23 protein-coding genes are annotated in these 24,707 nt (G+C 70.5%); 14 read left to right on the forward strand and 9 right to left on the reverse strand.

Going from position 1 to position 24,707, the window contains the following annotated elements:
- Positions 1-58 precede the first annotated feature (58 nt).
- The 5 genes from Aco03nite_RS04865 to Aco03nite_RS04885 form a co-directional block, all read right to left on the reverse strand.
- Positions 59-631, reverse strand: a complete 573-nt coding sequence (locus Aco03nite_RS04865) for an alpha/beta fold hydrolase (protein ID WP_203793383.1) — start codon at positions 629-631, stop codon at positions 59-61.
- Between the two features lie 52 nt (positions 632-683).
- Complete coding sequence (locus Aco03nite_RS04870; protein WP_203793385.1) at positions 684-1,001, reverse strand: hypothetical protein; 318 nt, start codon at positions 999-1,001, stop codon at positions 684-686.
- A gap of 9 nt (positions 1,002-1,010) precedes the next feature.
- Positions 1,011-2,075: a cation diffusion facilitator family transporter gene (locus Aco03nite_RS04875; protein ID WP_203793387.1), complete on the reverse strand. Its 1,065-nt coding sequence runs from the start codon at positions 2,073-2,075 to the stop codon at positions 1,011-1,013.
- A gap of 111 nt (positions 2,076-2,186) precedes the next feature.
- Entirely contained in the window at positions 2,187-3,467 is a 1,281-nt protein-coding gene (locus Aco03nite_RS04880; protein ID WP_203793389.1) for an ATP-binding protein, read from the reverse strand.
- Positions 3,468-3,559: 92 nt separating this feature from the next.
- Positions 3,560-5,176: a heavy metal translocating P-type ATPase gene (locus tag Aco03nite_RS04885; protein WP_203793391.1), complete on the reverse strand. Its 1,617-nt coding sequence runs from the start codon at positions 5,174-5,176 to the stop codon at positions 3,560-3,562.
- A 65-nt stretch (positions 5,177-5,241) separates the two neighbouring features.
- Here Aco03nite_RS04885 and Aco03nite_RS04890 point away from each other — a divergent pair, with 65 nt between their 5' ends.
- The 7 genes from Aco03nite_RS04890 (at position 5,242) to Aco03nite_RS04920 (ending at position 13,306) form a co-directional block, all read left to right on the forward strand.
- On the forward strand, positions 5,242-5,538 hold the full coding sequence (locus tag Aco03nite_RS04890) for an ArsR/SmtB family transcription factor (RefSeq protein WP_239144913.1): 297 nt from the start codon (positions 5,242-5,244) through the stop codon (positions 5,536-5,538).
- A 37-nt stretch (positions 5,539-5,575) separates the two neighbouring features.
- A complete protein-coding gene (locus Aco03nite_RS04895) occupies positions 5,576-6,586 on the forward strand; it encodes an ABC transporter substrate-binding protein (RefSeq protein ID WP_203793393.1) in 1,011 nt (336 codons plus the stop codon).
- Positions 6,583-7,581, forward strand: coding sequence for a FecCD family ABC transporter permease (locus Aco03nite_RS04900; protein WP_239144914.1), 999 nt, complete (start codon positions 6,583-6,585; stop codon positions 7,579-7,581). The genes Aco03nite_RS04895 and Aco03nite_RS04900 overlap by 4 nt, the downstream gene beginning before the upstream one ends.
- Positions 7,581-8,612 (forward strand): FecCD family ABC transporter permease, encoded by a 1,032-nt coding sequence (locus Aco03nite_RS04905; protein ID WP_203793395.1) that lies wholly within the window; start codon positions 7,581-7,583, stop codon positions 8,610-8,612. Before Aco03nite_RS04900 ends, Aco03nite_RS04905 begins: the two co-directional genes overlap by 1 nt.
- The gene (locus tag Aco03nite_RS04910; RefSeq protein ID WP_203793397.1) at positions 8,609-9,388 is read left to right on the forward strand and encodes an ABC transporter ATP-binding protein; all 780 of its coding nucleotides are present in this window, start codon (positions 8,609-8,611) and stop codon (positions 9,386-9,388) included. The genes Aco03nite_RS04905 and Aco03nite_RS04910 overlap by 4 nt, the downstream gene beginning before the upstream one ends.
- Before the next feature lie 111 nt (positions 9,389-9,499).
- Positions 9,500-12,331, forward strand: coding sequence for a bifunctional diguanylate cyclase/phosphodiesterase (locus Aco03nite_RS04915; RefSeq protein ID WP_203793399.1), 2,832 nt, complete (start codon positions 9,500-9,502; stop codon positions 12,329-12,331).
- A gap of 672 nt (positions 12,332-13,003) precedes the next feature.
- Positions 13,004-13,306: a GNAT family N-acetyltransferase gene (locus Aco03nite_RS04920; protein WP_203793401.1), complete on the forward strand. Its 303-nt coding sequence runs from the start codon at positions 13,004-13,006 to the stop codon at positions 13,304-13,306.
- Between the two features lie 413 nt (positions 13,307-13,719).
- Here the strand turns inward: Aco03nite_RS04920 and Aco03nite_RS04925 are convergent, their stop codons facing one another.
- The gene (locus Aco03nite_RS04925) at positions 13,720-14,208 is read right to left on the reverse strand and encodes a hypothetical protein (protein ID WP_203793403.1); all 489 of its coding nucleotides are present in this window, start codon (positions 14,206-14,208) and stop codon (positions 13,720-13,722) included.
- Positions 14,209-14,381: 173 nt separating this feature from the next.
- Entirely contained in the window at positions 14,382-14,606 is a 225-nt protein-coding gene (locus Aco03nite_RS04930; protein ID WP_203793405.1) for a hypothetical protein, read from the reverse strand.
- Positions 14,607-14,859: 253 nt separating this feature from the next.
- On the opposite strand from Aco03nite_RS04930, the gene Aco03nite_RS04935 reads away from it, so the two are divergent.
- Positions 14,860-16,365, forward strand: coding sequence for a GGDEF domain-containing protein (locus tag Aco03nite_RS04935; protein WP_203793407.1), 1,506 nt, complete (start codon positions 14,860-14,862; stop codon positions 16,363-16,365).
- An 8-nt stretch (positions 16,366-16,373) separates the two neighbouring features.
- Here Aco03nite_RS04935 and Aco03nite_RS04940 read toward each other — a convergent pair whose 3' ends face one another.
- The gene (locus Aco03nite_RS04940; RefSeq protein ID WP_203793409.1) at positions 16,374-16,805 is read right to left on the reverse strand and encodes an FCD domain-containing protein; all 432 of its coding nucleotides are present in this window, start codon (positions 16,803-16,805) and stop codon (positions 16,374-16,376) included.
- 25 nt (positions 16,806-16,830) lie between these two features.
- Positions 16,831-17,574, reverse strand: coding sequence for a GntR family transcriptional regulator (locus Aco03nite_RS04945; protein ID WP_203793411.1), 744 nt, complete (start codon positions 17,572-17,574; stop codon positions 16,831-16,833).
- Positions 17,575-17,762: 188 nt separating this feature from the next.
- On the opposite strand from Aco03nite_RS04945, the gene Aco03nite_RS04950 reads away from it, so the two are divergent.
- The 6 genes from Aco03nite_RS04950 (at position 17,763) to Aco03nite_RS04975 (ending at position 24,699) form a co-directional block, all read left to right on the forward strand.
- Complete coding sequence (locus Aco03nite_RS04950) at positions 17,763-18,641, forward strand: TIM barrel protein (RefSeq protein ID WP_203793413.1); 879 nt, start codon at positions 17,763-17,765, stop codon at positions 18,639-18,641.
- Positions 18,638-19,681: a Gfo/Idh/MocA family protein gene (locus Aco03nite_RS04955; RefSeq protein WP_239144915.1), complete on the forward strand. Its 1,044-nt coding sequence runs from the start codon at positions 18,638-18,640 to the stop codon at positions 19,679-19,681. The genes Aco03nite_RS04950 and Aco03nite_RS04955 overlap by 4 nt, the downstream gene beginning before the upstream one ends.
- Positions 19,682-19,747: 66 nt before the next feature.
- Entirely contained in the window at positions 19,748-21,403 is a 1,656-nt protein-coding gene (locus Aco03nite_RS04960; RefSeq protein WP_203793414.1) for a hypothetical protein, read from the forward strand.
- Positions 21,404-21,546: 143 nt separating this feature from the next.
- On the forward strand, positions 21,547-22,833 hold the full coding sequence (locus Aco03nite_RS04965; RefSeq protein WP_203793415.1) for an ABC transporter substrate-binding protein: 1,287 nt from the start codon (positions 21,547-21,549) through the stop codon (positions 22,831-22,833).
- 62 nt (positions 22,834-22,895) lie between these two features.
- Positions 22,896-23,801 (forward strand): carbohydrate ABC transporter permease, encoded by a 906-nt coding sequence (locus Aco03nite_RS04970; RefSeq protein WP_203793417.1) that lies wholly within the window; start codon positions 22,896-22,898, stop codon positions 23,799-23,801.
- Between the two features lies 1 nt (position 23,802).
- Positions 23,803-24,699, forward strand: coding sequence for a carbohydrate ABC transporter permease (locus Aco03nite_RS04975; protein WP_203793419.1), 897 nt, complete (start codon positions 23,803-23,805; stop codon positions 24,697-24,699).
- Positions 24,700-24,707: the final 8 nt, after the last annotated feature.

The following is a 24,707-nucleotide window of genomic DNA, read 5'->3' on the forward strand; positions in this document are numbered from 1 at the left end:
CCACCGTGCCACGGCGAGGCCGGCGGCTGGACCGCCGTCGGCCTCGTCCGGGCATCGCTCACCGCACGTTTCTGAGCAGCGTCGCGAACGCCGCCGGATCTCTCAGGTGCGGGAAGCCGTCGCCGAGGTCCACCTGCATGGTCGCGGTGGCCCGGCGGGGCAGGAGCCTCTGCCGGTACGCCTCCGCAAGGCTCTGATCCGGGCGGGCCACCGCGAACTGCCGGTACGGTTCGGGCACGTCGTCCAGCCCGGTGCCCTGCACGGTGATCACCGAGTGGGTGGCGTACTTGACCGCGAACGCCTCCGCCACCCGGGCCGCTTCGGCGTGCCCGACCAGGATCGGCGCCCGCCGCAGGTCCAGCCGGCTGATCAGCATCGCCAGGTCGTGGGTGAGGCGGTCCAGGCAGTACTCGTCGCGGGGCGCGGACTGGCCGTGACCGGGCAGGTCGACGGCCACCGCGGCACACGATCCGCCCAGGTCGGCGGCGACCGGCCACCACATGGTGCGGTCGTAGCAGAGGCCGTGCAGCAGGATCACCGGCCGGCCGGCAGCGCCCCACCGGTCGTACACCAGCAGGTTCCTGGGGGTGCCGTAGGCGTGGGTGGAACGAAGGCTCGGTTGTGGATGCAAGGTGCCGTCTCTTCCGGGGGATGCGGGGGATGGGTGGGGAGCGAGGGCGCTCCTATACCCGCAGCACGCCCGGAAGACGCAGATCGACGTGGGCTATCAGAGGGGTGAAGGTCACTGCCGGAGCCGGGGCGCTCACGACGGTGACGGCGGTGCGGGGTGCGGCGAGCCAGCCGCGCGAGGCGGCCTGGAACGCGGCGCCGGCGTCGTTGTGGTGCTCGTGGACGGGCACCAGCTCACGCTCGGTGCAGGCCGAGGCGCTCACCCGGCCGTCGGTGTGGTGGTGCTGCCCGGCCGGGAGGAACGCCGCCGCCACCAGCACCAGGATCACGAGCAGAAAGGACCTGCGCAGCCGGTACGGGTACGCAGTCACGTCTCCACCCTATCCAGTGGTGGCGGCCGGCCGCCCGCGCCGAACGTGTGACAAATCGCCGTGGTGATCGTCGCCGGGATGGCTGGCCGGGTCGACGTGCACGGTCGTGCCGGTCAGTCGCGGCACCGCGTGGGTGAGCCGGTGCTCCGCGTCGGCGGCGATCTCGTGCGCGGCGATCAGCGACAGTCCCGAGTCGACGACGATGCCGGCTTCGGCGTGCAGCCGGTGCCCGATCCAGCGCAGCCGCAGCACGGTCACGTCCCGGACCCCGTCCACCGAGCGCAGCCCGGTCTCGGCCCGGTCCACCAGGTCCGGGTCGACCCGGTCCATCAGCCGGTGGTAGACCTCGCGGGCCGCGTCCTTGAGCACGAAGGCGATCGCCACCGTGATCGCCAGCCCGACCACCGGGTCGGCCCAGCCCCAGCCCAGCCCGGCGCCACCGGCGGCCAGCACGACGGCCAGCGAGGTGAACCCGTCGGTCCGGGCGTGCAGCCCGTCCGCGACCAGGGCCGCCGACCCGATCCGCCGCCCGACGGTGATCCGGTACCGGGCCACCAGCTCGTTGCCGGCGAACCCGACCACGCCCGCCGCGAACACCCACGGCAGATGCGTCATGGTCCGCGGGTTCAGCAGCCGGTCCACCGCGAACCATCCGGCCGCGACCGCCGACCCGGCGATCACCAGCACGATGAAGATCCCGGCGAGATCCTCGGCCCGCCCGAACCCGTAGGTGTACGCCCTGGTCGCGGCCCGCCGCCCCAGCCAGAACGCGATACCGAGCGGAACCGCGGTCAACGCGTCCGCCACGTTGTGCAGGGTGTCCCCGAGCAGGGCCACCGACCCGGAGAAGAAGACGATCCCCGCCTGAGCCGCCGCGGTCACCCCGAGCACGGCCAGCGAGATCCAGAGAGCCCGCATCCCGTCCCGTGACGCTTCCAGAGCGCTGTCCACTTTGTCGGCGCTGTCATGCGAGTGCGGCGTGACGGCATGCCTGAGCCGATGCCCCCACCCGTGCCGCTGCTCGTGATGGTCGTGATGGTCGTGCCCGTGGTGGTGATGCCCGTGCTCGGTCATGTTTCCTCCCGTCAGCACCGTCACGATATGTGCCCAAGCACGCGTGCGCCAACGTTGCAGATGCCAACGACCTGCAGAAACAACCCTCCAGCGACGACGACTCCGAGGCATCTACCGCCCAGCCGTGGTCCAGAGCGCGTCCATGGGCAACACCAGCGTGCCGTCGTCGAAGCGGAACGTGTGCGCACCGGTGTACAGGACGACGGCCGCGCCCAGACGGCCACCGACACGGTCGCGGAGCGCTCGGACACCGGCGAGATCGGCCCGGTCGACGCGGGTGCCGGCCTTGATCTCGAAGGCGAAGACCGTCCCGTCGTCGCGCTCCAGCACCAGGTCGACCTCCTGAGCCTCAGCAGTGCGGAAGTGACCGACGGAAACCGGCGTGTCGGACCAGGTGACCTGCCGGAGGATCTCGCCGACCGCGAACGACTCCACCAGATGGCCGTACTCCGTCAGGGTGGCCGGATCGTTGGTGGCGATCTTCTCCGGGGTGAGCCCCAGAAGCCACGCCATCACACCCGCATCGACGAGATGAACCTTCGGCTGACGAGCGACCCGCGATCCCAGGGTGGTGCCCCAGGCCGGAATCCGCATGACGAGAAAGACCGCCTCTAGGAGCTTGAGGTAGTTCTCGGCGCTGCTCTTCTCCATCCCGACCGCCGACGCGGTGCCGACGATGTTGAGGATCTGCCCCGACCGGGCGGCGAGGACACGGAGCAGCCGGGGAAGCATCTCCCGCTGGCGCACCCGGCTCAGCTCCAGTACGTCCCGCTCGATGACGAGATCGAGGTAGTTCGAGAACCAGCGTGAGCGGGACCGGCCCGGCGGGCGCCGCAACACGACGGGCATCCCACCGGCGGTGATCCGCCGGGCATACTCTTCCCGGCTCGTGGTGGACGGGCCCGCGTCCGATGACACATCCGCGCCGTCGAGCAACCTGCAGACCAGGGAATCTCCTGGTGATCCGTCGATCTCCGCCTGCGCCAGGGGCGGCACCTCGAGGATGTCGACCCGGCCGGTCAGCGCCTGCCCGGCCTCCGGAAGGGTCGTGTACCGGGTCGACCCGGCCAGGACGAAGCGTCCCGGGCTGAGGTCTCGATTCAGTTCCGCCTTGATCGCGCTGAGGAGATCCGGAACATGCTGGTACTCGTCGATCAGAACGGGACCCGGGCCGCTGACGAACCGGCCGGGATCGTTGCGGACCGCCGCTCGCGTGGCGGGATCGTCGCAGTCGATGACCGGGCTTCCCGTCCGGTCGGCGAGAGCGTGCAGGAGAGTGCTCTTGCCGACGGTACGAGGCCCGTTCAGGACGATGGCCGGCTCCTCGGTCAACCGGCGCGTCAGCACCGCCGTGAGCTGGCGTGGAGCGATGCCGGTGAGAGAACCTTCCATGCCTGTCAGCATATGTGTTCCGCATCTGCGGCAAAAGTTTTCCGTATCTTGAGGGCACTTAGATCCGCGTTTCGAGGGGCCGGATTCCGTGTTCAGGGGCGCCAGGCGGAGTCTCGTAGGAGGCGTAGGCCGTTCAGGGCCACCAGGATCGTGGAGCCCTCGTGGCCTGCCACTCCCAGGGGGAGCGGGAGGGTGCTGAGCAGGTCCCAGGTGACCAGGGCGGCCATGGCCGTGGCGGCTATCGCCAGGTTGGCGCGGACCAGGCGGTTCGCCCGGCGGGACAGGGCGATCACGGCCGGGATCGTGGACAGGTCGTCGCGGACCACCACCGCATCGGCGGTCGCCACGGTCAGGTCGGCGCCGGAGCGGCCCATCGCCACGCCGATGTGGGCGGCGGCCATCGCGGGGGCGTCGTTCACCCCGTCGCCGACCAGGAGCAGGGCCTTCTCCCGGCGTACCGCAGCAATCTTGTCCTCCGGCAGCAGGCACGCCCGGACGTGCCGGATGCCCGCGGCCGACGCGGTCCGCGCCGCGGCGCGGGGGTTGTCGCCGGTCAGCAGCAGCGGATCGGTTCCGGTCAGATCGCGCACGGCGGTGACGGTGGCGGCGGACTCCGGGCGCAGACGGTCGGTGAGACCCAGGATCCCGGCAGATTCACGATCGACCCGCACAAGTACGGCGGTCTCACCCCGTTCCTCCTCCGGCGTGCCGTTCGCGGTACCCACCTGTACGTGCCGTCCTTTCACCATCGCCGACACCCCCTGCCCGGGTGCCGAGGTGAACGCCTCCGCCTCGGGAATCGTCAGGCCCTGCCCGCGGGCGGCGGCGACGATCGCCCGGCCGATCGGATGCTCGGACCCGGTCTCGGCGGCCGCGGCCAGGGCCAGCAGCTCATCCTCGGGAAGGCTGCCGCGGATCGTGGTGACGTGCGGGCGACCCTCGGTCAGGGTTCCGGTCTTGTCGAAGGCGACCCGGCTCGTCTGACCGAGGCGTTCCATCACGACCGCGGATTTCACCAGCACGCCGTGCCGGCCGGCGGTGGCGATCGCGGACAGCAGGGGTGGCATGGTGGCCAGCACGACCGTGCACGGGGACGCCACGATCATGAGGGTCATCGCCCGCAGCAGGGTCGGCTCGAAGGCGGCGCCGAGCAGCAGCGGCACCGCGAACAGGGCGACCGTGGCGGCGACCATCCCGATCGAGTAGCGCTGTTCGATCTTCTCGATGAACAGCTGGGTGCGGGCCTTGGTCGCGCTGGCCTGTTCGACCAGGGCGACGATCCGGGCGCCGACACTGTCCGCGGCGGCCTTCTCCACCGCGATCCGCAGCAGCCCGGTGCCGTTGACGGTGCCCGCGAAGACCGGGTCGCCGGGCCCGCGGTCGACCGGCAGCGGCTCCCCGGTGATCGACGCCTGGTCGACCTCGCTGTGCCCGCCGAGGACCCGCCCGTCGGCGCCGATCCGCTCGCCGGGCCGCACCAGCACGACGTCGCCGATCTGCAGGTCCGCGGTGTCGACGACCGTTTCACCGTGGTCGGCGGTGACCTGGGTCGCCTGTTCCGGGGCGAGGTCGAGCAGGCGGCGGACGGACTCCTCGGTCCGGCGGGTGGCGATCGCCTCCAGCGCCCCGGACGTGGCGAAGATGACGATCAGCAGGGCCCCGTCGAAGATCTGCCCGATCGACGCGGCCCCGATGGCGGCGGCGACCATCAGCAGGTCGACATCGAGCCGCCGGTCGCGCAGCGCCTGGAGTCCGGCCCAGCCGCGACGAGCAGGTGGAGCTGGCCGCCGAGACGTTCCGGCTGCTGTCCGACCCGACCCGGATCAAGGTGCTCTGGGCGCTGCTCCAGGGCGAGACGAATGTCGCCTGTCTGGCCGAGCCGGCCGGCACCTCACCCACCGCGGCCAGCCAGCACCTGGCCAAGCTGCGGATGTCCAAGCTGGTCACCGGCCCGGCGACAGGGCACGTTCATCTATTACCCGGCGAGCGGCGACCATGTGCGCGCGCTGCTGGCGCAGGCGCTGGGCCGCAACGACGGATAGCCAAACCTGACTTCGTATGGTTAGCCTGACCTAACTAGACGAGCGTCAAGGAACGGACTACCGATAATGCGTGCGTGGCGTACGTTTCTGACCGTTGCGATCCTGAGTGTCGCGCTGACGGCGTGCGGTGCCGAGGACACTCCTACGTCGAGCGCCAGTGCGGCGCCGGCCGGGCCGTGGTCGTTCACCGACGGCTCCGGCAAAGAGGTCAAGGCGGATCAGACCCCGACCCGGATCATCGCCCACGCCGGCGAGGCGGCGGCGCTGATCTCGTTCGGCATCAAGCCGGTCGGCATCTACTCCGACGAGCCGGTCAAGACCGACCCCAACCTGAAGAACCTCGACCTCACCGGCATCGAGATCCTCGGCGAGGAGTGGGGCAAGATCGACGTGGAGAAGGCGGCGTCGCTGCGGCCGGACCTGATCGTCGCCGACTGGTGGCCCGCCGAGAAGGCCAACAGCGGCCTCGAGGAGGGTGTCGACGAGAAGAGCAAGAAGATCGCCGAGCTGGCCCCGATCGTCGGCATCAGCCAGGGCAAGTCGATCGTCGAGCTGGCCGAGGGCTACGAAGCCCTCGCCAAGAGCCTGGGCGCCAAGGTGGACGATCCGGCGATCGCGGCGAACAAGAAGCGCTTCGAGGAGTCGGTCGCCAAGTTCAAGGCGGCGGTCGCGGCCAAGCCGAACCTGACCGCGCTCGCCATGTCGCCGTCGGACGACAAGGTCTACGTCGCCAACCCGGAGTACGCCCCCGAGCTGCTCGACTTCCAGAAGTTCGGCCTCCAGGTGATCAACCCGGACACCCCCGACCCCGGCTTCCCGTACTGGGAGAACCTGAGCTGGGAGAACGCCGACAAGTACCAACCCGACCTGATCCTGTGGGACAGCCGCAACTACACCGACAAGGCCAACGCCGAGTGGGGCGCCAAGCAGCCGACCTGGTTCAAGATCAAGGCGGCGCAGGCGGGCGCCACGGTGTCCTGGCCGGCGTTCTGGATGCACACCTACGGCGACTTCGCCACCGAACTGGACAAGCTCACCACCGCGGTGACCGCGGCGAATGAGAACATCGGCAGTTGACCAGACGGACACTGGGGCTCGCCCTGCTGGGCGGGGTCCTCGCGGTCGTGGCGTTCCTCAGCATCACCCTCGGCTCCCGGGACATCGGGCTGAGCGAGGTGCTGAGGGCGCTCGGCGGCACGGGCGACACCGGCTCGACGAACAGCACCGTCACACTGGAGCTGCGAGTACCCCGTACGCTGCTGGGAATCCTGGTCGGCGCGGCACTCGGCGTAGCCGGTGCCGTGTTGCAGGGAGTGACCCGCAACCCGCTCGCCGACGCCGGGATCATGGGCATCAACTCCGGCGCGGCGGTCTTCGTGGTCTTCGCCGTCACCGTCCTCGGCGTCCGCGGCGCCGGCGTCTACGTGTGGTTCGCGTTCGCCGGCGCGATCGGCGCGCTGGTGCTGGTCTACGCGGTCGCGTCCCTGGGCCGCGAGGGCGCCACCCCGATCAAGCTGGCCCTGGCCGGGGCCGCGGTCACCGCCGGGCTCGGCTCGCTGACCACCGGCATCGTGATGACCAACGTGGACGCCCTCAACGAGCTGCGGTTCTGGCAGGTCGGCTCGCTGGCCGGCCGCTACTACCCGGTGCTCACCGGCGTCGCCCCGTTCCTGATCCTCGGCCTGATCGCCTCGCTCGGCCTGGGCCGGGTGCTGAACGGGCTGGCCCTCGGCGAGGACGTCGCCCGCGGTCTCGGCCAGCGGGTCGGCCTCACCCGGGCGGCGGCGTTCGCCGTGGTCGCGGTGCTCGCCGGGGCGGCCACCGCGGCGTGCGGCCCGATCGTCTTCGTCGGCCTGGTGGTGCCGCACGTCGCCCGGTTCCTGTGCGGGCCCGACTACCGGTGGATCCTGCCCTACTCGATGCTGCTCGCCCCGATCGCGCTGCTGCTCGCCGACGTCCTCGGCCGGATCCTGGTCGCACCGGACGAACTGCAGGTCGGCGTGGTCCTCGGCGTGATCGGCGCACCCGTCTTCGTCGGCATCGTCCGCTACGGCCGGATGGCGGAGGCCTGATGTCCACCACCGACACGCTCCGTGCCACCCGCCGCCGGCGGGGACTGCGCTCGGTCACCGTCACCACGGCACTGGCCGCCGTGGCCGCCGGGCTCTTCGTCTTCACCATGATGGCCGGCAGCATGCGGCTCACCGCCACCGAGGTGGTGATGTCGGTGCTGCACCTGCGCACCGACCCGAGTGTCGACTTCGTCGTGCTCGGCCTGCGCCTGCCGACCGCCCTCACCGGGCTCACCGTCGGCCTCGCGCTCGGCGCCTCCGGCACCATCTTCCAGCAGCTGCTGCGCAACCCGCTCGCGTCACCGGACTTCGTCGGCATCACCTCCGGCGCCGGGCTGGCCGCCATCACCGGCATCGTCCTGCTGCACCTCGGTGGCCTGTGGATCAGCGGGCTCGCGCTGGCCGGCGCCCTGGTCGCGGCCACCATCATGTACCTGCTGGCCTGGCGGGACGGGGTCAGCGGCTACCGGTTCATCCTGATCGGCATCGGCGTCGCGGTGTTCCTCGACGGCCTGATCGGCTACATGCTCACCCGCGCGCAGCTCTTCGAGGCGCGCCAGGCCATGCACTGGCTCACCGGCTCGGTCGGACAGGCCGACACCCACGAGCTTCAATTGCTGTCGTACGCGTTACTCGTGCTGCTCCCGCTCGCGGTACTGCTCCAACGGCAACTACGGGCACTGGAGCTCGGCGACGACACCGCGCGCGCCCTGGGTACCCGTACCGAAGCAAGCCGTGCCGCTCTTCTGGCGGTAGCCGTGATCCTGGTCGCCCTGGCCGTGGCGGTGGCCGGGCCGATCGTCTTCGTCGCGCTGATCGCCGGCCCGGTCGCCAACCGCCTCCTCGGCCCGGCCGCCGGCGGCATCGCGGCCGCCGCCCTCACCGGCGCGGCCCTGCTGCTCACCGCCGACCTGGTGGCCGTCCACCTGATGCCCACACCGCTGCCCACCGGTGTCGTCACCGGCGCGGTCGGCGCCCCCTACCTGCTGTGGCTGCTGGCCACCACGAACCGACGAGGAGCCGGCGGATGAGCCGACTGCGCGCCGAGGGCCTCACCCTCGGATACGACCAGCGAGCCGTCGTCAGCGACCTCGACGTGAACGTGCTCGACGGCAGAGTGACCGCGATCGTCGGCGCCAACGCCTGCGGCAAGTCCACCCTGCTGCGCGGCCTGGCCCGGCTGCTCCCGCCCCGGGCCGGCACCGTCTACCTGGACGACCGGCCGGTCACCGCGCTGAGCACCCTGGACGTCGCGAAGGTCCTCGGACTGCTGCCGCAGAGCCCGGTCGCCCCGGACGGCATCACCGTCGCCGACCTGGTGTCCCGCGGCCGCTACCCGCACCAGGGCTGGTTCCGGCGCTGGACCGGCGACGACCACGACGCCGTCACCCGCGCCCTGGACGCCACCGGCACCGCCGCACTGATCGACCGCCCGATCCGGCAGCTCTCCGGCGGCCAGCGCCAGCGGGTGTGGGTGGCGATGGCCCTCGCCCAGGAGACCGACCTGCTGCTGCTCGACGAACCCACCACCTTCCTGGACATCGCCCACCAGGTCGAACTGCTGCGGCTGCTGCGCCGGCTCAACGCCGAGTCGGGCAAGACGATCGTGGTGGTGCTGCACGACCTGAACCTGGCCTGCCGGTTCTGCGACCACGTCATCGCGATGGCCGACGGCCGGATCGTCGCCGAGGGGCCGCCCACCGAGGTGGTCACCGCCGAACTGGTCGAGAAGGTGTTCGGCCTGACCTGTGTCGTGGTTCCCGACCCGGTGGCGGGCACCCCGATGGTCGTGCCTGCCGCCGACTGATCACGCGCGACTTGTCACGCCCGTTTGTCACGCCCGTTTGTCACGCCCGCTTGTCACGCCCGCTTGTCACGCCGCGCTGAGAGATCGATTCCGCTCCGTAAGATGTGCGGCATGATTGGACTCCGCTCGGTGCGTCCATCTGCGATCGTCGCTGTCGGAGCGGCCCTGGCGGTCGTCGCCATGGTGCTGCTTCCGCAGACCGTCGCGGGTGGACTGCTGGCCGCGGCCGCGGCGATCCCCGGCGCGGCGATGCTGTGGGCGGCCCACCGGCGCACCGCCGCCGGCCCGCGGTTCCGGGCCGCCCTGCTCGGCGCCGGCCTGCTCGTCACCGGCGTCACCGGGGCGGTCTGCGCCGTCGTCGAGCGTGTCGCGCCGGAGGCCCGTTTCGACGGCGTCCCGCTCGCCGCGCACCTCTACCTGGTCAACCTGATCCTGGCCACCCTGGTGACGCTGCCCGGCCTGATGCGGCCCCAGCAGGCCCGCGATCCGCTCGGCCGGCTCCGGGTCATGCTCGACATCGTCGGGGTGTCGGCCTGCCTGATCCTGCCGACCTGGGTGCTCATCCTCAGCGGCGGCTACCTGCGCGGCGCCTCGGCGATCGCGTCGTTCCTCGGCGCCGTCGCCACCGCGATGGCCGCCGTCGCCGGGGTGCACGCGACCCGGCACCGCGCCGCCCTGCGCTGGGCCGGCCCCGCCGTCGCCCTGGCCCTGATCTGCCTCATCGCGCTGGTGATCTCGGCCGACAACCCCAGCAACCCGAACTCGCCGCCCGCCGCGCTGGCCGCCGGTCTCGCGATGAACGTGGCCGGCTGGGCGATGTGGTGGGGCACCGTCCGGGTCGACCCCGACTCGGCGCCCCTCCCGGCCGACGGCAGCGAGCCCGCCGCCGGGTTCCCGCTGTTCACCCTGCCGGTGCTGGGCGCGGCGATCTCGGTGGTGGCCCGGCTGCTGCACGGCGGCCACCTGGACGCCCCGGCCATCGCGCTCGCGGTGATCGCGCTGCTCGCGGTGGCGACCCGGGAGTTCGTGGCGGCCATCGTGCTGCGCCGGCACGCCGCCCACCTGACCTATCACGGCAACCGGCTGCGCAGCCTGATGTTCGGCTCCTCCGACGTGGCGATGGTGCTCGACCGCGATCTGACGGTGCGCTGGCAGTCCCCGGCGGCCGCCCGGCACTTCGGGCTCTCCGACTCCGGCGTGCTGAACCGGCCGGTCACCGCCCTGGTCGACGCCTCGCAGGCCGCCGCCCTGGAGCGCTTCCTGACCGCACGCCTCGGCGATCCCGTTCCCCCTGTCGTTTCCGTCTCTCCCGGTTCTCTTGTTTCTCCCGACTCGCCCGCCTCTCCTGGTTCTCCCCCTTCTTCCGGCTCGCCCGCCTCTCCTGGCTCTTCGGCCTCTTCCGGTTCTTCCGCTCCTTCCGGTTCTTCCGGCTCTTCGGCCGGCTCCGGGGGCGAGCCCGCCGCGCAGATCTTCTCCGCGGTCTTCCATGACGGTCTCGGCCGGCTCCGGGACACCGAGTGGACCGCCGGCGGCACCGACCCGGGGATTCCCGGGCGCAGCCTGGTGATCCACATCCGGGACGTCAGCGACCAGCGGGAACTCGAACAGGCCCTGCAGCAGGCGACCCACGTGGACACCCTGACCGGGTTGGCCAACGTGCACGGGCTGCGGCACGCCCTCCAGCCGGCCGGCGAGGGCACGCTGATCAAGATGGAGTTGCGCGGGCTGACCGCGATCGCCGAGGTCCACGGCGCCGACTGCGCGGACGCGGTGCTCGTCGAGGCGGTCCGCCGGATCCGGTCCCGGATCGCCGCCACCGACGTGCCGGCCCGGATCGGCGACGCCCGGCTCGCGGTGATCACCCGCAACGGGGCGCTGCTCGCACACGTGCTGGCCAATCAGCTGGTGACCGAGCTGGCCCTGCCGTACGAGATGGACGGGGTGACCGCGCACCTGCAGGTGTGGGCCGGGCTGAGCGACCTGCCCCCGGGCCCGAACGTCGACGAGGTGATGCGGCGGGCCGCTCTGGGCCTGCGGATGGCGAGGTCCCGGCCGCCCGGCGCCGTCGAGTGGTACGACGAGGCGATGGAGGAGCAGCTGGTCCGCCGTTCCACCCTGGAGCAGGATCTGCCGACCGCGCTGGACCGCAGCGAGCTGGAGCTGCTGTTCCAGCCGGTGTTCGAGCTGAACGGCCGCCGCCCGGTCGGCGTCGAGGTGATCCTCAGCTGGCGGCACCCGGCGTTCGGCAGGTTGCCCGCCGCCGAGCTGCTGGCCCTGGCCGACGACCTGGGGGTGCTCGGCGACCTGCGCATCTGGGCGCTGAACCGGATGTGCCGCCAGGCCACCGCGTGGCGCCGCCAGTTGCCGGAGCTGTGGTTCTCGTTCGGCGTCCGCCCCGGTGAGCTGGGTGAGGACGGTTTCCACACCGCCCTGGAGACCGTCCTGGAGACCCACCGTCTGCCGAGGGCGGCCCTGGTGGTCGAGATCAGCGAGGACGACCTGCACCACGGCCCGGAATCGGACAGACTTCTGGCCGACCACCTGCGCGCGCTGCGCACCAGCGAGATCCGGACCGCGGTGGGCCACTTCGGCGCCGGCCCGACATCACTGAGCCGCTTGCGGATCCTCCCGGTGGACCTGCTGAAGGTCGACCGCAAGGTCTTCAGCCAGGACGATGGAGCCCCCGCGGCGGTAGGCGTGATCATGGAGGTGGCGGTGACCCTGGGCCGCCGCCTGGGCATGGACGTGGTCGCCCACGGCCTGTCCAGCGAGGCCGACCTGGAAACGGTACTGGCCACAGGTTGCCGCCTGGGCCAGGGCGACCAGCTGGCCCGCCCACTGCCGGCCGAACACGTGGAGGCCTTGATCGAACGCTTCCGGGACATCCCGATCCCCCCTTCCCCAACAATCGCCCGCCTGGTCCAACGCCGCCCCGGCGACTGACCCGACCCACCCGCCCACCCACCGGGCCGAGGCGGTTCCGGCAACACCGCCCCACCCACCGACGACACCGCCCCACCCACCCACCACCTCAACCAGCCCTTCACCCAAACCCGCCACCCACCCCCACACCGGCCGACCCTCCGCACGGATGGCCTCCGTTTTGGGCCGGGCCACCCTCCGTGCCGGCCACCCTCCGTGCCGGCCACCCTCCGTGCCTGCCACCCTTCGGGTTGGCTGCCCTTCGGGTTGGCCACTCTCAGGGTTGGCCGCTCTCAGGGTTGGCGACCCTCCGGGTTGGGTCGCTCTCCGCGAGAGTGGCATTCGTGCCGGACGCCCACTGCATGTCCTTCTGCGCCCGAGCCCGAGCCCGTGCCCGTGCCTTGCGTCCGTGCCCGGACCCGGCGCCCGTGCCTTGCGTCCGTGCCCGGACCCGGCGCCCGTGCCTTGCGTCCGTGCCCGGACCCTGCGCCCTGCGCCTCGCGCCTTCACCTTGCGGCCGGGCATACACCTCGCGCCCGCGCGTCCTGCCTCAGCCCGCGCACGCGCCTTGCCCTGCCCGCGCGCACGCGCCTCCAGCCGCCGCCACCTACACCCGCCTCCGCAGCCACGGCCCTGGCCCGCCCTCTCTGCGCCGCCTGGAGGGGTGGTGTTCGGGCGTGGTTGGATGGGGGCGTGGCGATCACGGTGGTGGAGAATTCCGAGCGGGGGCGGTTCGAGGCTCGGGACGAGGCGGGGGAAGTCGCCGGAGTTGTCACTTTTCAGGTGACCGGGCCGATCGTCGTCTTCACGCACACCGAGGTCGATCCGCGGTTCGAGGGGCAAGAGGTCGGCGATGCGCTGGCCCGCGCGGTGATGGACGACGCCCGCGACCGGGGGCGCACGGTGGTACCGATGTGTCCCGTGCTGAGCGAATGGCTGGACAAGCACAAGGAGTACGACAAGCTGGTGGCTCGCTCGACCCGCCGGATCAAGTAGTACTCCGGCTGCGCCGCGAACTCTAACGACGGCGCCGATGGTGGGTGGGCACGGACCGGCGTGGGCTGCCAGCTCCTTCCACAGGGCGAACTCTCGGAGCAGCGGGCCGGGGGTCAGGCCGCGTTCGCTGCGCCGGGAACTCTTGCCCCGCCGGGAACTCTTGCCGCGCCGGGAACTCTTGCCGCGACGCGAACTGCCATGTCCGGGCCAGAGGGGCGCGACCCTGAGGGGCCGATGGCGCAAGATTCTGTCTGGGTTAGTGGGCAAGTGCCCATTCGGGTCAGCGGGGCGGGGCCGGAGTCTGCGCCTGCGGCACACCGCAGCCACCACCACGTGCGACCCGTTGGGTCGGTGCCGTCGGATCAGGTAGCCCGTCAGATCAAGTCGCCCACCGGATCAAGGCACCCACCGGATCAAGTGGGGCGGCGTGCCGCCAGCACGGTCAGGGTCAGGGCTGCGGCGGTTAGGGCTGTGATTCCCTGGATGGCGTATACCTGGCCACGGGCGTCGTGGATGAGTGGGGGAGTGCCGACTGACAGACGGGCCGGTTCCGGGGCGGTGCAGGTCCACTCGTGGTCGCCGGGTGGGGAAGCGGTCAGCAGCAGGAGTCCGCGCCACCCGTGGGTGGTGATGTCCTGGTCGCGGGTCGGCATGATCGACGTCGACACCTGGCCGCCGGGTTCGCAGGCGGGCTCGGTGTCCGTGGTCGACCACACCATCCGTGGGCCGTCGCTGAACGTGATGGTCACCGGTGTTCCGGCCTCGATCGGCTCGCCGGGGTCGCCTGATCCGAGCAGGCCGGCCAGCAGCGCGCCCACCGTGAGTGCCCCGGCGAAGGCGATCACCGCGCCGGTGGCGAGCAGCACCCGGACGGGTGAGGCCGCCACGGGAATCGGGTTCATGGATGCATTGTCGCGGGATAGCCCGGGCCCCGGGCCACCCCGTCTGGGTGCCCGGGTCATCCCGCCGGGCCCCGGCAATCCCGCTCCGGGCACATCCAGGTCATCTAGCCCGGCCTTCCGCTCGGGTGACCCGGGCTGTCCCGCCCGGGTGACCCGAGCGGGAAAGTCCGGGGCTACTTGCTGGAGTCGGCCAGTTGGGTGATCGCGACGGCGGCGCGGATCTGCGGGCTGCGGCCCAGGTCGCCGATGGTCTTGATGCCGAAGGCCTTGTCGAGGGCGTCGGCGTCGGACTTGCTGACGCCGGCGAGGGCGTCGACCGGGGCGTCCGGCAGGGCCTGCAGGTCGTGGTCCTCGAACTTCTTGTCGAGCAGTCTGTCGAGGTTGGCGTTGACCGTCATCTCTGACCTTTCACTCGGAGTCGCGAAGCCGTCACCGTGGGCGAAGGCGTAAAACGGACACTAGCACGTACGACTGTACGGTTGACCGCTCATCACTCCATCGTGGAGTGAGTGAATGACGCCACCGGGTCACCCGTACCCGAATGGTCGGGTTTGCAGTCCGGTGGCGACCTGGTTGCGGATGTGCCGGGACAGCTCCGCCCCGGCCGGTCCGTGCCGATGATGACCTCAGACGATCGAGGAGGCGGAGCACGTGACGCAGGCTCTGTTGAACCGCGCGGAACCGGGTGAGCCGGTCGACGTGGCGGTCCTGCGCGCCGGTGAGCCGGACGCCGAGCCCGAACCGGATCCCGCCCGGCAGGCGAAACTGACCCGGATCTGGCGGTTCTGGCTGGCCGGCGCCCTGTTGTACTGCGTCGGCCAGCTGTTCACCACGCCGACCGGCCCGGTCGGTGGCCTGATGACGATCGCGATGCCGCTGATCTTCTCCGCCGGGATCGCCGCCGGGGTGTGGCTGAACCGTCCCCGGCCGAGCTGGCCGTGGCTGCTGCTGGCGAGCGCCGGGCTGATCACCGTTCTGGGGTACGTCTTCTTCTTCGCCGGCGCCACCTCCGTCGCCTTCCCGGTCTTCATGGTCATCTACCCGGTCGAGGCGGCGGCGCTGCTGTTCATCGTCCGCAGCGCCTCCTGGCGGCAGGACCGGGCCGGCATGCTCGACGCGCTGATGATCAGTGTCGGTCTCGGGCTGGCGTGCTGGCTGCTGGTGATCACCCCGTTGATCCGCTTGAAGACCGAGGCGTACGGGGATGTCTACGCCGCCCTGTTCCCGTTCGGCGACGTACTCCTGCTGGGTGTCCTGATCCGGTTCTTCACCTCCATCGGACAGCGCAACGCCGCGTTCTGGCAGCTCAGTGTCTCGATCGTGGTGCAGGCGGCGACGCACATGGTCAGCCTGGCGGCGATGATCTTCGCGGTCCGCACGCCCGACCTGGCCGCCGTCTCGTCGCTGGCCGCCTTCCTGATGGCCGGCGCGGCGATCCACCCGTCGATGCGGATCCTCACCGGCCGCCCGTTGCGCCCGGTCACCGACATGACGCCCCGGCGGGTCCTGCTGGTCAATCTGACCTGTATGGCCGCTCCGGTGCTGCTGCTGGCGCAGGGCGTGCTGCAGGACGGGCGCGTCGACTGGGTGGCCGCCGGGATCGGCTGCATCCTGCTGTTCGCCCTGGTCACGCTCCGGATGGTCGATCTGGTCGGCCAGGTGCAGGACAAGGCCCGCCAGTTGGACGCGGTCGCCCACATCGACGCGCTGACCGCTCTGCCGAACCGCCGGGCCTGGGATCTGGAGCTGGACCGCCGGATCGCCGCGGCCCGCCGGCACGGCAACCCGGTGGTGGTGGCGATCATCGACCTGGACTACTTCAAGCGGTACAATGACGAGTTCGGGCACCAGGGCGGCGACGAGCTGCTGACCACCGCGGCCGCGGCCTGGCGCAACGAGCTGCGCCCGGAGGATCTGCTGGCCCGGTACGGCGGCGAGGAGTTCGGGGCGATCTTCGACCATGCCCGGCTGGGCGACGCCGACCACATCATCGAGCGCCTGCAGGCGGTGACCCCGCTGGGTCAGACGTTCTCGGCCGGGGCCGCGCAGTGGAACGGCCACGAGACGGCCGAGGAGTTGCTGGCCCGCGCGGACATGGCCCTGTACGCCGCGAAACGGGCCGGCCGCGACCGGGTCTTCGTATCGGCGACCCGCTAGTAGAAGCCTTAGAGCAGCCCCTGATGACGTGCCAGGTGACGGTCGAGGACCCGGGAGTACCCGGCGAAGTCGTGCTCGCGCAGCCGGTCGCCGAGTTCCAGGTGCTCGGCGAACGATTCGGCCGGCTCCAGGTCGGCGACGGTCAGCACGAGCCGGGCCAGCCGCAGCTGGTGGTCGCGCAGCGGTGCGAACAGCCGCTCGGCGACGGGATTGCCGGAGAGGGCGACCACGTCCAGGTGGAAGTCCGCCCCGGCCGTCATGAACGTGGCCAAGTCCCCGGCGGCCATCGCGGCGGCCTGCCGGTCGAGCGGCTCGCGCAGCGCGGCGGCGATCGCCCCGGGGTCGATGCGCAGGGCGGTCACCCGGGCCGCGGCGGTCCGTTCGAGGGCCTCGCGCACCTCGAGCACATCGGTGACCTCATCGACACCAAGGAGGGTCATGCCTGCATGCTCCCACGAGGGATCCTCACCTGTTGAAGACGGTCACCTCGATGGCGTAGTGGTCGGCCCGGTACAGGTTGTCCGAGTACTCGACGGCTGCTCCGGTGCTGTCGAACGACGTACGCTGCATGCTGATCAGCGGGGTGTGCGGCCCGATGTCCAGCAGCCGGGCCTGGGCCGGGGTGGCCGCCTTGGCGGTGATCCGCTGTTTGGCGACCGACGGCCGGCCGTTCCACTCGCCCATCATCCGGTAGAGGCTGCGGGTGGCCAGGTGGTCGCCGTTGAGGTCGGCGAACCGGGGCGGCAGCCAGTTGCGCAGCACCGCGAGGGGCATCCCGTCGGCGAGCCGCAGCCGTTCGCAGTGCACCAGCTCCTCGCCGGCGTTCAGGCCGAGCATCCGGGCGGCGTGCCTGTCGACGCAGTCGCGCTCGAAGTTCAGCACCCGGGTCTGTGGCTGCCGACCGGCGGCGGCCAGGTCGTCGAAGAGGCTGGTCAGGGCGACCCGGCGGCGGACCTGGACGTCGGTGACCCGGGTGCCGACGCCGCGTTTGCGGGTGAGCAGCCCCTTGTCGACCAGCTCCTCGATGGCCCGGCGGACGGTCGGGCGGGAGATCTCCAGGCTGTCGGCGAGCTCGATCTCGGTGGGGATCCGCTCGCCGGGGACCAGCTCGCCCCGGTCGATGGCCTCCTCCAGGCGGCGGCCGATCTGGAAGTAGATCGGCACGGGGCTGTTGCGGTCGATTTCCAGGGGCGGCATCGGCATCGGCATCGGCGGTTCACCTGCTCACATAGACGAAGGTTCATCGGCGGTGGCGGAAGTTTGTCAGTGCGTTCAGAACAATGTCAAGACAAACTCTTGACGTGATCGACATCGCGTCCGAAGCTGGCCACACGGGCCGCGGAAACCTTCGCGACACGCTGCTGTAACGCGCCCATCGGCGGTGAAGGAGACAGTAAATGACCGGCTTCGCGGATCGCGTCGGCGGCGCCCCGATCTCCTGGGGCGTCTGCGAGGCGCCCGGCTGGGGGCACGAGCTGCCCGCCGACCGGGTGCTGGCGGAGATGAGCGGGCTCGGGCTGCGGGCCACCGAGCTGGGCCCGACCGGATACCTGGGGCAGACCCCGGCGGACGTCCGGGCCACCCTGGACCGCAACGGCCTGACCCTGATCGGCGGTTTCCTGCCGGTGCCGATGCACGTCTGCACCGCCGAGGACCTGGCCGAGGCCGCCGCCGCGATGGACACCCTGGCCGCCGCGGGCGCCGAGGTGGTGGTGCTGGCCGCGCGGTCCGCCGACGGCAGTTACGACCACAAGGTGGTGCTGACCGACGCCGAGTGGCACAGTCTGTTCGCCGTCCTGGAGACGCTGCAGAGGATGGCCGCCGAGCGTGGCCTGCGGGCCAGCCTGCACCCGCACGTCGGCACCGCGGTGGAGACCCGGGAGGCGGTGCTGCGGCTGCTCGACGGCAGCGACGTGCCGCTCTGCCTGGACACCGGCCACCTGCTGATCGGCGGCATGCAGCCGGCCGAGCTGCTCGAACTGGCCGCCGGCCGGATCACCCACGTGCATCTCAAGGACGTGAACCTCGCGGTCGCCGCCACCGTGCAGGACGGTTCCATCGCGTACATCGACGGGGTCCGCAACGGGATGTACACGCCGCTCGGCTCCGGTGACGTGGACGTCGCCGGCATCGTCGCCGCTCTGGAGGCCGCCGGTTACACCGGCTGGTACGTCCTCGAGCAGGACTGCGCCCTGGCCGGGGCGCCGGCCTCCGGGGAGGGCCCGATCGGCGACGTCCGTACCAGCATCAAGTTCCTCACGGAGGTTTCCCGATGACCACCATGCTCGCATCGGACCAGACCGGTCCGCAGACCGGAGGCCGCGCGGTGAAGCGGATCGGGATCATCGGCACCGGCATCATGGGCACCGACCACGCCCGCCTGCTCACCGAAGCCGTCTCCGGCGCGGTCGTCGCCGGCGTCTTCGACCTGGACACCGAGCGGGCCGCCGGGGCCGCGGCGAGCAGCGGCGGCGCGCGGGTCTTCGCCGACCCGTACGAGCTGATCTCCGACGGCGGCATCGACGCGGTGCTGATCGCCTCCTCGGACGCCACCCACGAGGCGTTCGTGCTGGCGTGCATCGAGGCCGGCAAGCCGGTGCTGTGCGAGAAGCCGCTCGCGCCGACGGTCGAGGGCTGCGCCCGGATCCTGGAGGCCGAGACCGCGCACGGCAGCCGGCTGGTCACGGTCGGATTCATGCGCCGGTACGACCCGGGCTACACCGACCTCAAGACGCTGCTCAAGGACGGCGCGGTGGGCGCGCCGCTGATGCTGCACAACGTGCACCGCAACCCGGCCGCGGTGCCCGGCCTGCCCGACGCCGCGGTGATCACCAACTCGGCGGTGCACGAGCTGGACGTCACCCGCTGGCTCTTCGACGAGGAGATCGTCGAGGTGACCGTGCACCGGCCGCGGGCCACCGCGCAGGGCGGCGGCACCCAGGATCCGCAGTTCCTGATCCTCAGGACGGCTTCCGGGGTACTGTCCGACGTCGAGATCTTCGTCAACGCCCGGTACGGCTACGAGGTGCGCTGTGAACTGGTCGCCGAGGCGGGCACCGTCACCCTCGACGCCCCGCCGCCGACCTCGGTGCGCCGGGGCGGTCTGCACGCCCGGGAACTGCCCGGTGACTGGCGGCCCCGATTCGCCGAGGCGTACCGTCTGGAATTGCAGGACTGGATCGACGGGACCGGGGGCGGAGCGACCGCCTGGGACGGTTTCGCGGCCACTTTCGTCGCACAGGCCTGTGTCGCCGCGCTGGAAAGCGGAGAGCGTCATTCGGTGGACCTTCCACCGGTTCCCGCGCTCTATCGCTGATGGCCTTTCGGGGGAGCCGTGATAAACGGTTCCCCCTTTATTCACGTCATTAGGAAAGAGGACGACTTGACCGAAACGGATCCTGCCTTCCACACCCGTGTCCGCACCGCTCTGGACCGGGAGGTCGGCGGGATTCTCGGCGAGGACGCCGGCCTGTGGCGGACGATGCAGCACCGCCGGCTCGCCGAGCGGGTCAAGACGCTGGCCGCGGCCCGGAGGTTGACCGGCACGTCCCACGAAGAGCCGATGAGCGAGCTGATCGGGCTGCTGCGGGGCCTGCAGAACCCCAGCGGCCTGTTCCGCGGCGGCGACAACGTCGACTCCCCGCCGGACTCCGCGTTCAGCGTCAACGACCTGGCCGACGCCGCGTACCTGCTGCGCGATGCGGGCGGCGTCGGTCAGCAGCTCGCCGAGCTGCTGGAAAGCATGACTCCGGCCCTGGTCAAGGGCGGTGTACACACCCCGAACCATCGGTGGGAGCTGTCCGCGGCGCTGGCCCGGCTGCACCGCCTGGAGCCGCGGCCGGAACTGGCCGACCGGGTGGGGCAGTGGCTGGCCGAACGGGTCGACATCGAGGACGGCCTGTGGTCCGAGCGCAGTGCCAACTACGCCGCGCACGTCTCCAACCCGTCGCTGCTGACCATCGCGGAGGTCTTCGACCGGCCGGATCTGGTGGACGCGGTCGAGCAGAACCTGACCGCCACCCTCGACCTGCTGCTGCCGGACGGCACCGTGGAGACGGTGCTGTCCCGGCGCCAGGACCAGCGATGGCCGAAGCCGCTGTGCTCCTACCTGCTGCCGTTGCGGCAACTCGCGGTGCAGCGCCGGCGTGGCGACCTGGCCTGGGCCGCCGGCATCGCCCTGGAGCAGGGCATCGAGGCGCCCGGGTACGCCGCCGCCGCACTGCTGATCACCCCGGACGTCGGCGCCCCGCTCCCGCCGGCACAGGCTCCGCCGGTGCCGCGCAGACGGCACTTCGCCGCCGCGGGCACGCTCACCGACCACGGCCGGACCCGGGCAGCGGTGGTGTTCGGAGGTTCCGATCATGCCCGCCACCAGCGGATCCGTTCCGGTCTGGCGAATTCGCCGACGTTCCTGCGGCTGTACTGCGGCGCCGTGGTCCTGGACAGCGTCCGGCTGTCGCGCACCTTCTTCGGCCTGGGCCCGTTCCGGTCCGACGGGCTGACCCTGGACGGCGACACGGCGGTGCTCGGCGAGGCCGTGTCGGCGGCCTACTACCAGCCCCTGAACGGTGCCGATCGGGACGGCCGGGGCGACTACCGGGTCACCGACGACGGCCGGTTCAGCGCCGCGATGGCCTTCGACCGGCGGGGCCGTGACCAGGTCACCCTGCGTACCGATGTTCGGGTGACCCTGACCGAGACGGGCGCCGATCTGGACGTCGAGGTGGCCGGCGTGGTGGTGGACTGGTCTCTGGAGCTCGCGTTCCGCCCGGGCGGAACCCTGTCCGGCGCGGCTGCGCTGGGTGACGACCGATGGCACCTGGAGTCGGGTACGGCCACCTACCGGGTGGAGGACGACGCACTGAGCGTCACCGTGCTCGAGTCCCCGGAGACGCCGGCCGAGGCCGGCCCGGGCTATCAGCCGGGGGAGGAGTACGAGTTTCTCGGGGGCACCGACGCGGTCGGTGGTGTTCGCCTCTACGTGACCGGAAAAGCCCCTGCACGGCTGCGACTGCGGATCGCTGCCGCCGACAATTAGGAAACATTACCGGCGAAGTGCCACCGAGGAATTAGGCACAAGTCGATAAAGTCTTTACCTGTGAATGAACTTGTCGTTGACGAGGTAAGCGCTTTCCTCTAGCGTCCTGCCTCACGACAAGGCATTTCATCGAGGAGATAGTCATGGGGATTTCGGCCTTTGCCCGGAAGGGACGCCTGAGCACGCTCGCCGTGGGCGTCGTCGCCACCCTCGCGCTCAGCGCCTGCGGATCCGGCTCCGACGGTGGAGACGGTGACGTCAAGAGCATCACCTTCTGGTACTCGACCAACGCCCAGGACAAGGGCTACACCGATCTGGCCGCCGAGTTCGAGGCCAAGGAGGGCATCAAGGTCGAGATCGTCAACATCCCGAACGACGGGTACAAGGACAAGCTGAAGCAGGCCGCGCAGGCGAACGAGCTGCCGGACAGCGGCAGCGTCCCGGCCCTGGACCCGCTCTGGGTGAACCAGGTGCAGGACCTCTCGTCGATCGCCAACAACGAGGCGAACAAGATCAACAAGGACCTGATCACCGTCCAGGACGGCAAGGTCCTCGCGATCCCCTCGGACATCACCGCCGCCGGGCTCTACATCAACAAGAGCCTGTTCGACAAGGCCAAGGTCGAGTACCCCACCGACCCGGCCAACACCTGGACCTGGGACGAGTTCCTCGCCGCCACCGCCAAGGTGAAGGCCGCCACCAGCGCCAAGTACGAGCTGGTCTACGACAACTCGCCGGCCCGCATCCGGTCCTGGGTCTACACCCACGGCGGCAAGGGCTTCCAGCTCGGCCCGGACAACAAGTTCGCCCAGCCGGACGCCGCCACCGTGACGGCGCTCGAGGGCTTCAAGGCGATCAACGACGACAAGGTCATGCCGAAGTCGGTCTGGACCTCCGGCGCCGACCCGTCCGCCCTGTTCAAGAGCGGCCAGGTCGTCGCGTACTACTCCGGTGTCTGGCAGGTCGCCGACTTCGCCGACGGCATCACCGAGTTCGAGTGGGCCGCCGCGCCGACCCCGGCCCAGCCGGTGCACGCCACCGACATCAACCTCGGTGGTCTGGTGACCGCGTTCAACGGTGACAAGGCCGAGGCCGCCAAGAAGTGGGTCGACTTCCTCTTCCAGCCGGCCAACTACACCAAGCTGGCGCAGACCAACGGCTACCTCCCGATCGAGCAGGGCCTGGACCTGAAGTACCCGTTCGAGAAGCAGGCCGCCCTGGACGCCTTCGCGCTCTACAACAAGGAGATCGAGCTCGCCGACCCGATCTCGCCGTCCGGTCAGGCCGCGCAGACCACGCTCCTGCTGGCCGGCAAGCCCGCCGCCGAGGACCCCACCAAGGTCGAGATGGCCAAGTTCATCAACGGTGAGCAGGACGTCAACGCCACCGTGAAGAACATCGTCGACGGCTGGAACGTGCAGCTCAACTGACCGACCATGGCGTGCGGCCCACCCCGCGGGGTGGGCCGCATCCGCAGGAAAGAGAGTGCACCATGGTCGACACCGCGGTGGCCCAGCCCCGGAAGCGGCGGAAGCTGAACAGCTACGTCGGGGCACCCCTGCTCTTCATCATCGTCAACCTGACCCTGTTCTGCCTGTTCTTCGTCTGGCCCGCGGTGATCGGCCTGGGCTACTCGTTCACCAGCTACACCGGCATCGGCGACGCCCCGTTCGTCGGCGGCGACAACTACGCCCGCCTGATGGACGACCCGGCGTTCTGGGCGGCCCTGTGGCGCAGCGTGATCTACACCGCCACCGTCGTCCCGCTCAGCGTCGTCGCCGCGCTCGGCACGGCATACCTGCTGGTCAGCCCGTACACCAAGGGCAAGGGTTTTGCTCGGGTCATCTTCTTCCTGCCCTGGCTGATCTCCCCGATCATCGCCGGTGTCATCTGGCGCTGGCTGTTCGGTGAGAACTTCGGCCTGGTCAACTTCATCATCACCGAGCTGGGTTTCGACGCGGTGCCGTGGCAGTCCAACGCCGACCTCTCGCTGATGGTGGTGATCATCGCCGCGGTCTGGGGCAGCACCGCGTTCAACATGCTGCTCTTCGTCGCCGCGCTGAAGAACGTGCCGGTCTCGTACTACGAGGCGGCCGATCTGGACGGCGCCGGCGCCTGGCAGAAGTTCCGCTCGATCACCCTGCCGGCCATCGCGCCGACCACGTTCATCGTGGTGCTGCTCAGCACGCTGCACGCGATGAAGGAGTACAGCCTGATCGTCGCGGTCAACGCCGGTGGGCCGGGCACCGCGAACAACCTGATCGTGCAGTACATCTACCAGACCGGTTTCCGGAAGGCGCAGATCGGTTACGCCAGCGCGGCGTCGTTCGTACTGCTGCTGATCCTGATGATCATCGCCCTGATCCAGATGCTGGCCAACCGCCGGAAGGAGAGCTGAGATGGCCGCCGAGACCAAGAAGCCGCCCGCGTTGCGTACGCCGCGGCAGGCGCTGAACAAGAAACCCGGCAGCCGGACCGGCGACCTGGCCCGCAAGATCAGCTCCAGCTCGGTGTTGTGGCTGCTGGTCGTGGTCTACGGCTTCCCGACGCTCTGGTTCGTGATGAGCTCGTTCAAGCCGGCCGGCGAGCTGTTCTCCTACCCGCTGACGTTCTTCCCGAGCCGGTTCACCCTGGACGGGTACGCCGAGGCGTGGACCAAGTTCGACTTCGCCGGTTACTTCGTCAACACGCTGATCGTGGCGGTCGGCGCCACCCTGCTCACCGTGGTGGCCAGTGCCGCCGCCGGTTACGCCCTGGCCAAGTACCAGAGCTGGTGGCTGAAGATCTTCGCGGTCTGCATCATCGCCACCACCATGCTGCCCGGTGAGACGATCCTCGCCCCGCTCTTCGTGGTGGTCCGCGACCTCGGTCTCTACAACAACCTGGCCGGTGTGATCGTCCCCGCGGTCATCACCGCCACCGGCACGTTCATGTTCCGCCAGTTCTTCGTGACGGTGCCGAACGACCTGCTCGAGGCGGCCCGCATCGACGGCTCCGGTGAGGTCTCCACCTTCATCCGGATCATGCTCCCGCTGGCCAAGCCGATCATCATGACCCTGGCGATCTTCTCGTTCCAGTGGCGCTGGAACGACTACCTCTGGCCGTTGATCATCCTCAACGACCCGAACGAGTTCACCCTGCAGATCGGCGTCGCCAGCATCATCGGCGCGCAGAACATCAACTGGTCCGTCCTGCTCGGCGCTTCGGTGATGTCCATGATCCCTCTCGTCGCGATCTATCTGATCTTCCAGAAGTACGTGATGAGCGCGGACATGAACGCCGGCCTCAAAGACTGAGGGATAAC

This window comes from Actinoplanes couchii, from assembly GCF_016862075.1.
GTDB lineage: Bacteria > Actinomycetota > Actinomycetes > Mycobacteriales > Micromonosporaceae > Actinoplanes > Actinoplanes couchii.

Coding starts and splice junctions, on each gene's coding strand:
- Aco03nite_RS04875 (WP_203793387.1), bottom strand. CDS start 2,075: ATGACCGAGCACGGGCATCACCACCACGGGCACGACCATCACGACCAT.
- Aco03nite_RS04880 (WP_203793389.1), bottom strand. CDS start 3,467: ATGGAAGGTTCTCTCACCGGCATCGCTCCACGCCAGCTCACGGCGGTG.
- Aco03nite_RS04885 (WP_203793391.1), bottom strand. CDS start 5,176: ATGGTCGCCGCCGCCATCGGGGCCGCGTCGATCGGGCAGATCTTCGAC.
- Aco03nite_RS04895 (WP_203793393.1), top strand. CDS start 5,576: ATGCGTGCGTGGCGTACGTTTCTGACCGTTGCGATCCTGAGTGTCGCG.
- Aco03nite_RS04905 (WP_203793395.1), top strand. CDS start 7,581: ATGTCCACCACCGACACGCTCCGTGCCACCCGCCGCCGGCGGGGACTG.
- Aco03nite_RS04910 (WP_203793397.1), top strand. CDS start 8,609: ATGAGCCGACTGCGCGCCGAGGGCCTCACCCTCGGATACGACCAGCGA.
- Aco03nite_RS04915 (WP_203793399.1), top strand. CDS start 9,500: ATGATTGGACTCCGCTCGGTGCGTCCATCTGCGATCGTCGCTGTCGGA.
- Aco03nite_RS04925 (WP_203793403.1), bottom strand. CDS start 14,208: ATGAACCCGATTCCCGTGGCGGCCTCACCCGTCCGGGTGCTGCTCGCC.
- Aco03nite_RS04930 (WP_203793405.1), bottom strand. CDS start 14,606: ATGACGGTCAACGCCAACCTCGACAGACTGCTCGACAAGAAGTTCGAG.
- Aco03nite_RS04940 (WP_203793409.1), bottom strand. CDS start 16,805: ATGACCCTCCTTGGTGTCGATGAGGTCACCGATGTGCTCGAGGTGCGC.
- Aco03nite_RS04945 (WP_203793411.1), bottom strand. CDS start 17,574: ATGCCGATGCCGATGCCGCCCCTGGAAATCGACCGCAACAGCCCCGTG.
- Aco03nite_RS04950 (WP_203793413.1), top strand. CDS start 17,763: ATGACCGGCTTCGCGGATCGCGTCGGCGGCGCCCCGATCTCCTGGGGC.
- Aco03nite_RS04955 (WP_239144915.1), top strand. CDS start 18,638: ATGACCACCATGCTCGCATCGGACCAGACCGGTCCGCAGACCGGAGGC.
- Aco03nite_RS04965 (WP_203793415.1), top strand. CDS start 21,547: ATGGGGATTTCGGCCTTTGCCCGGAAGGGACGCCTGAGCACGCTCGCC.
- Aco03nite_RS04970 (WP_203793417.1), top strand. CDS start 22,896: ATGGTCGACACCGCGGTGGCCCAGCCCCGGAAGCGGCGGAAGCTGAAC.
- Aco03nite_RS04975 (WP_203793419.1), top strand. CDS start 23,803: ATGGCCGCCGAGACCAAGAAGCCGCCCGCGTTGCGTACGCCGCGGCAG.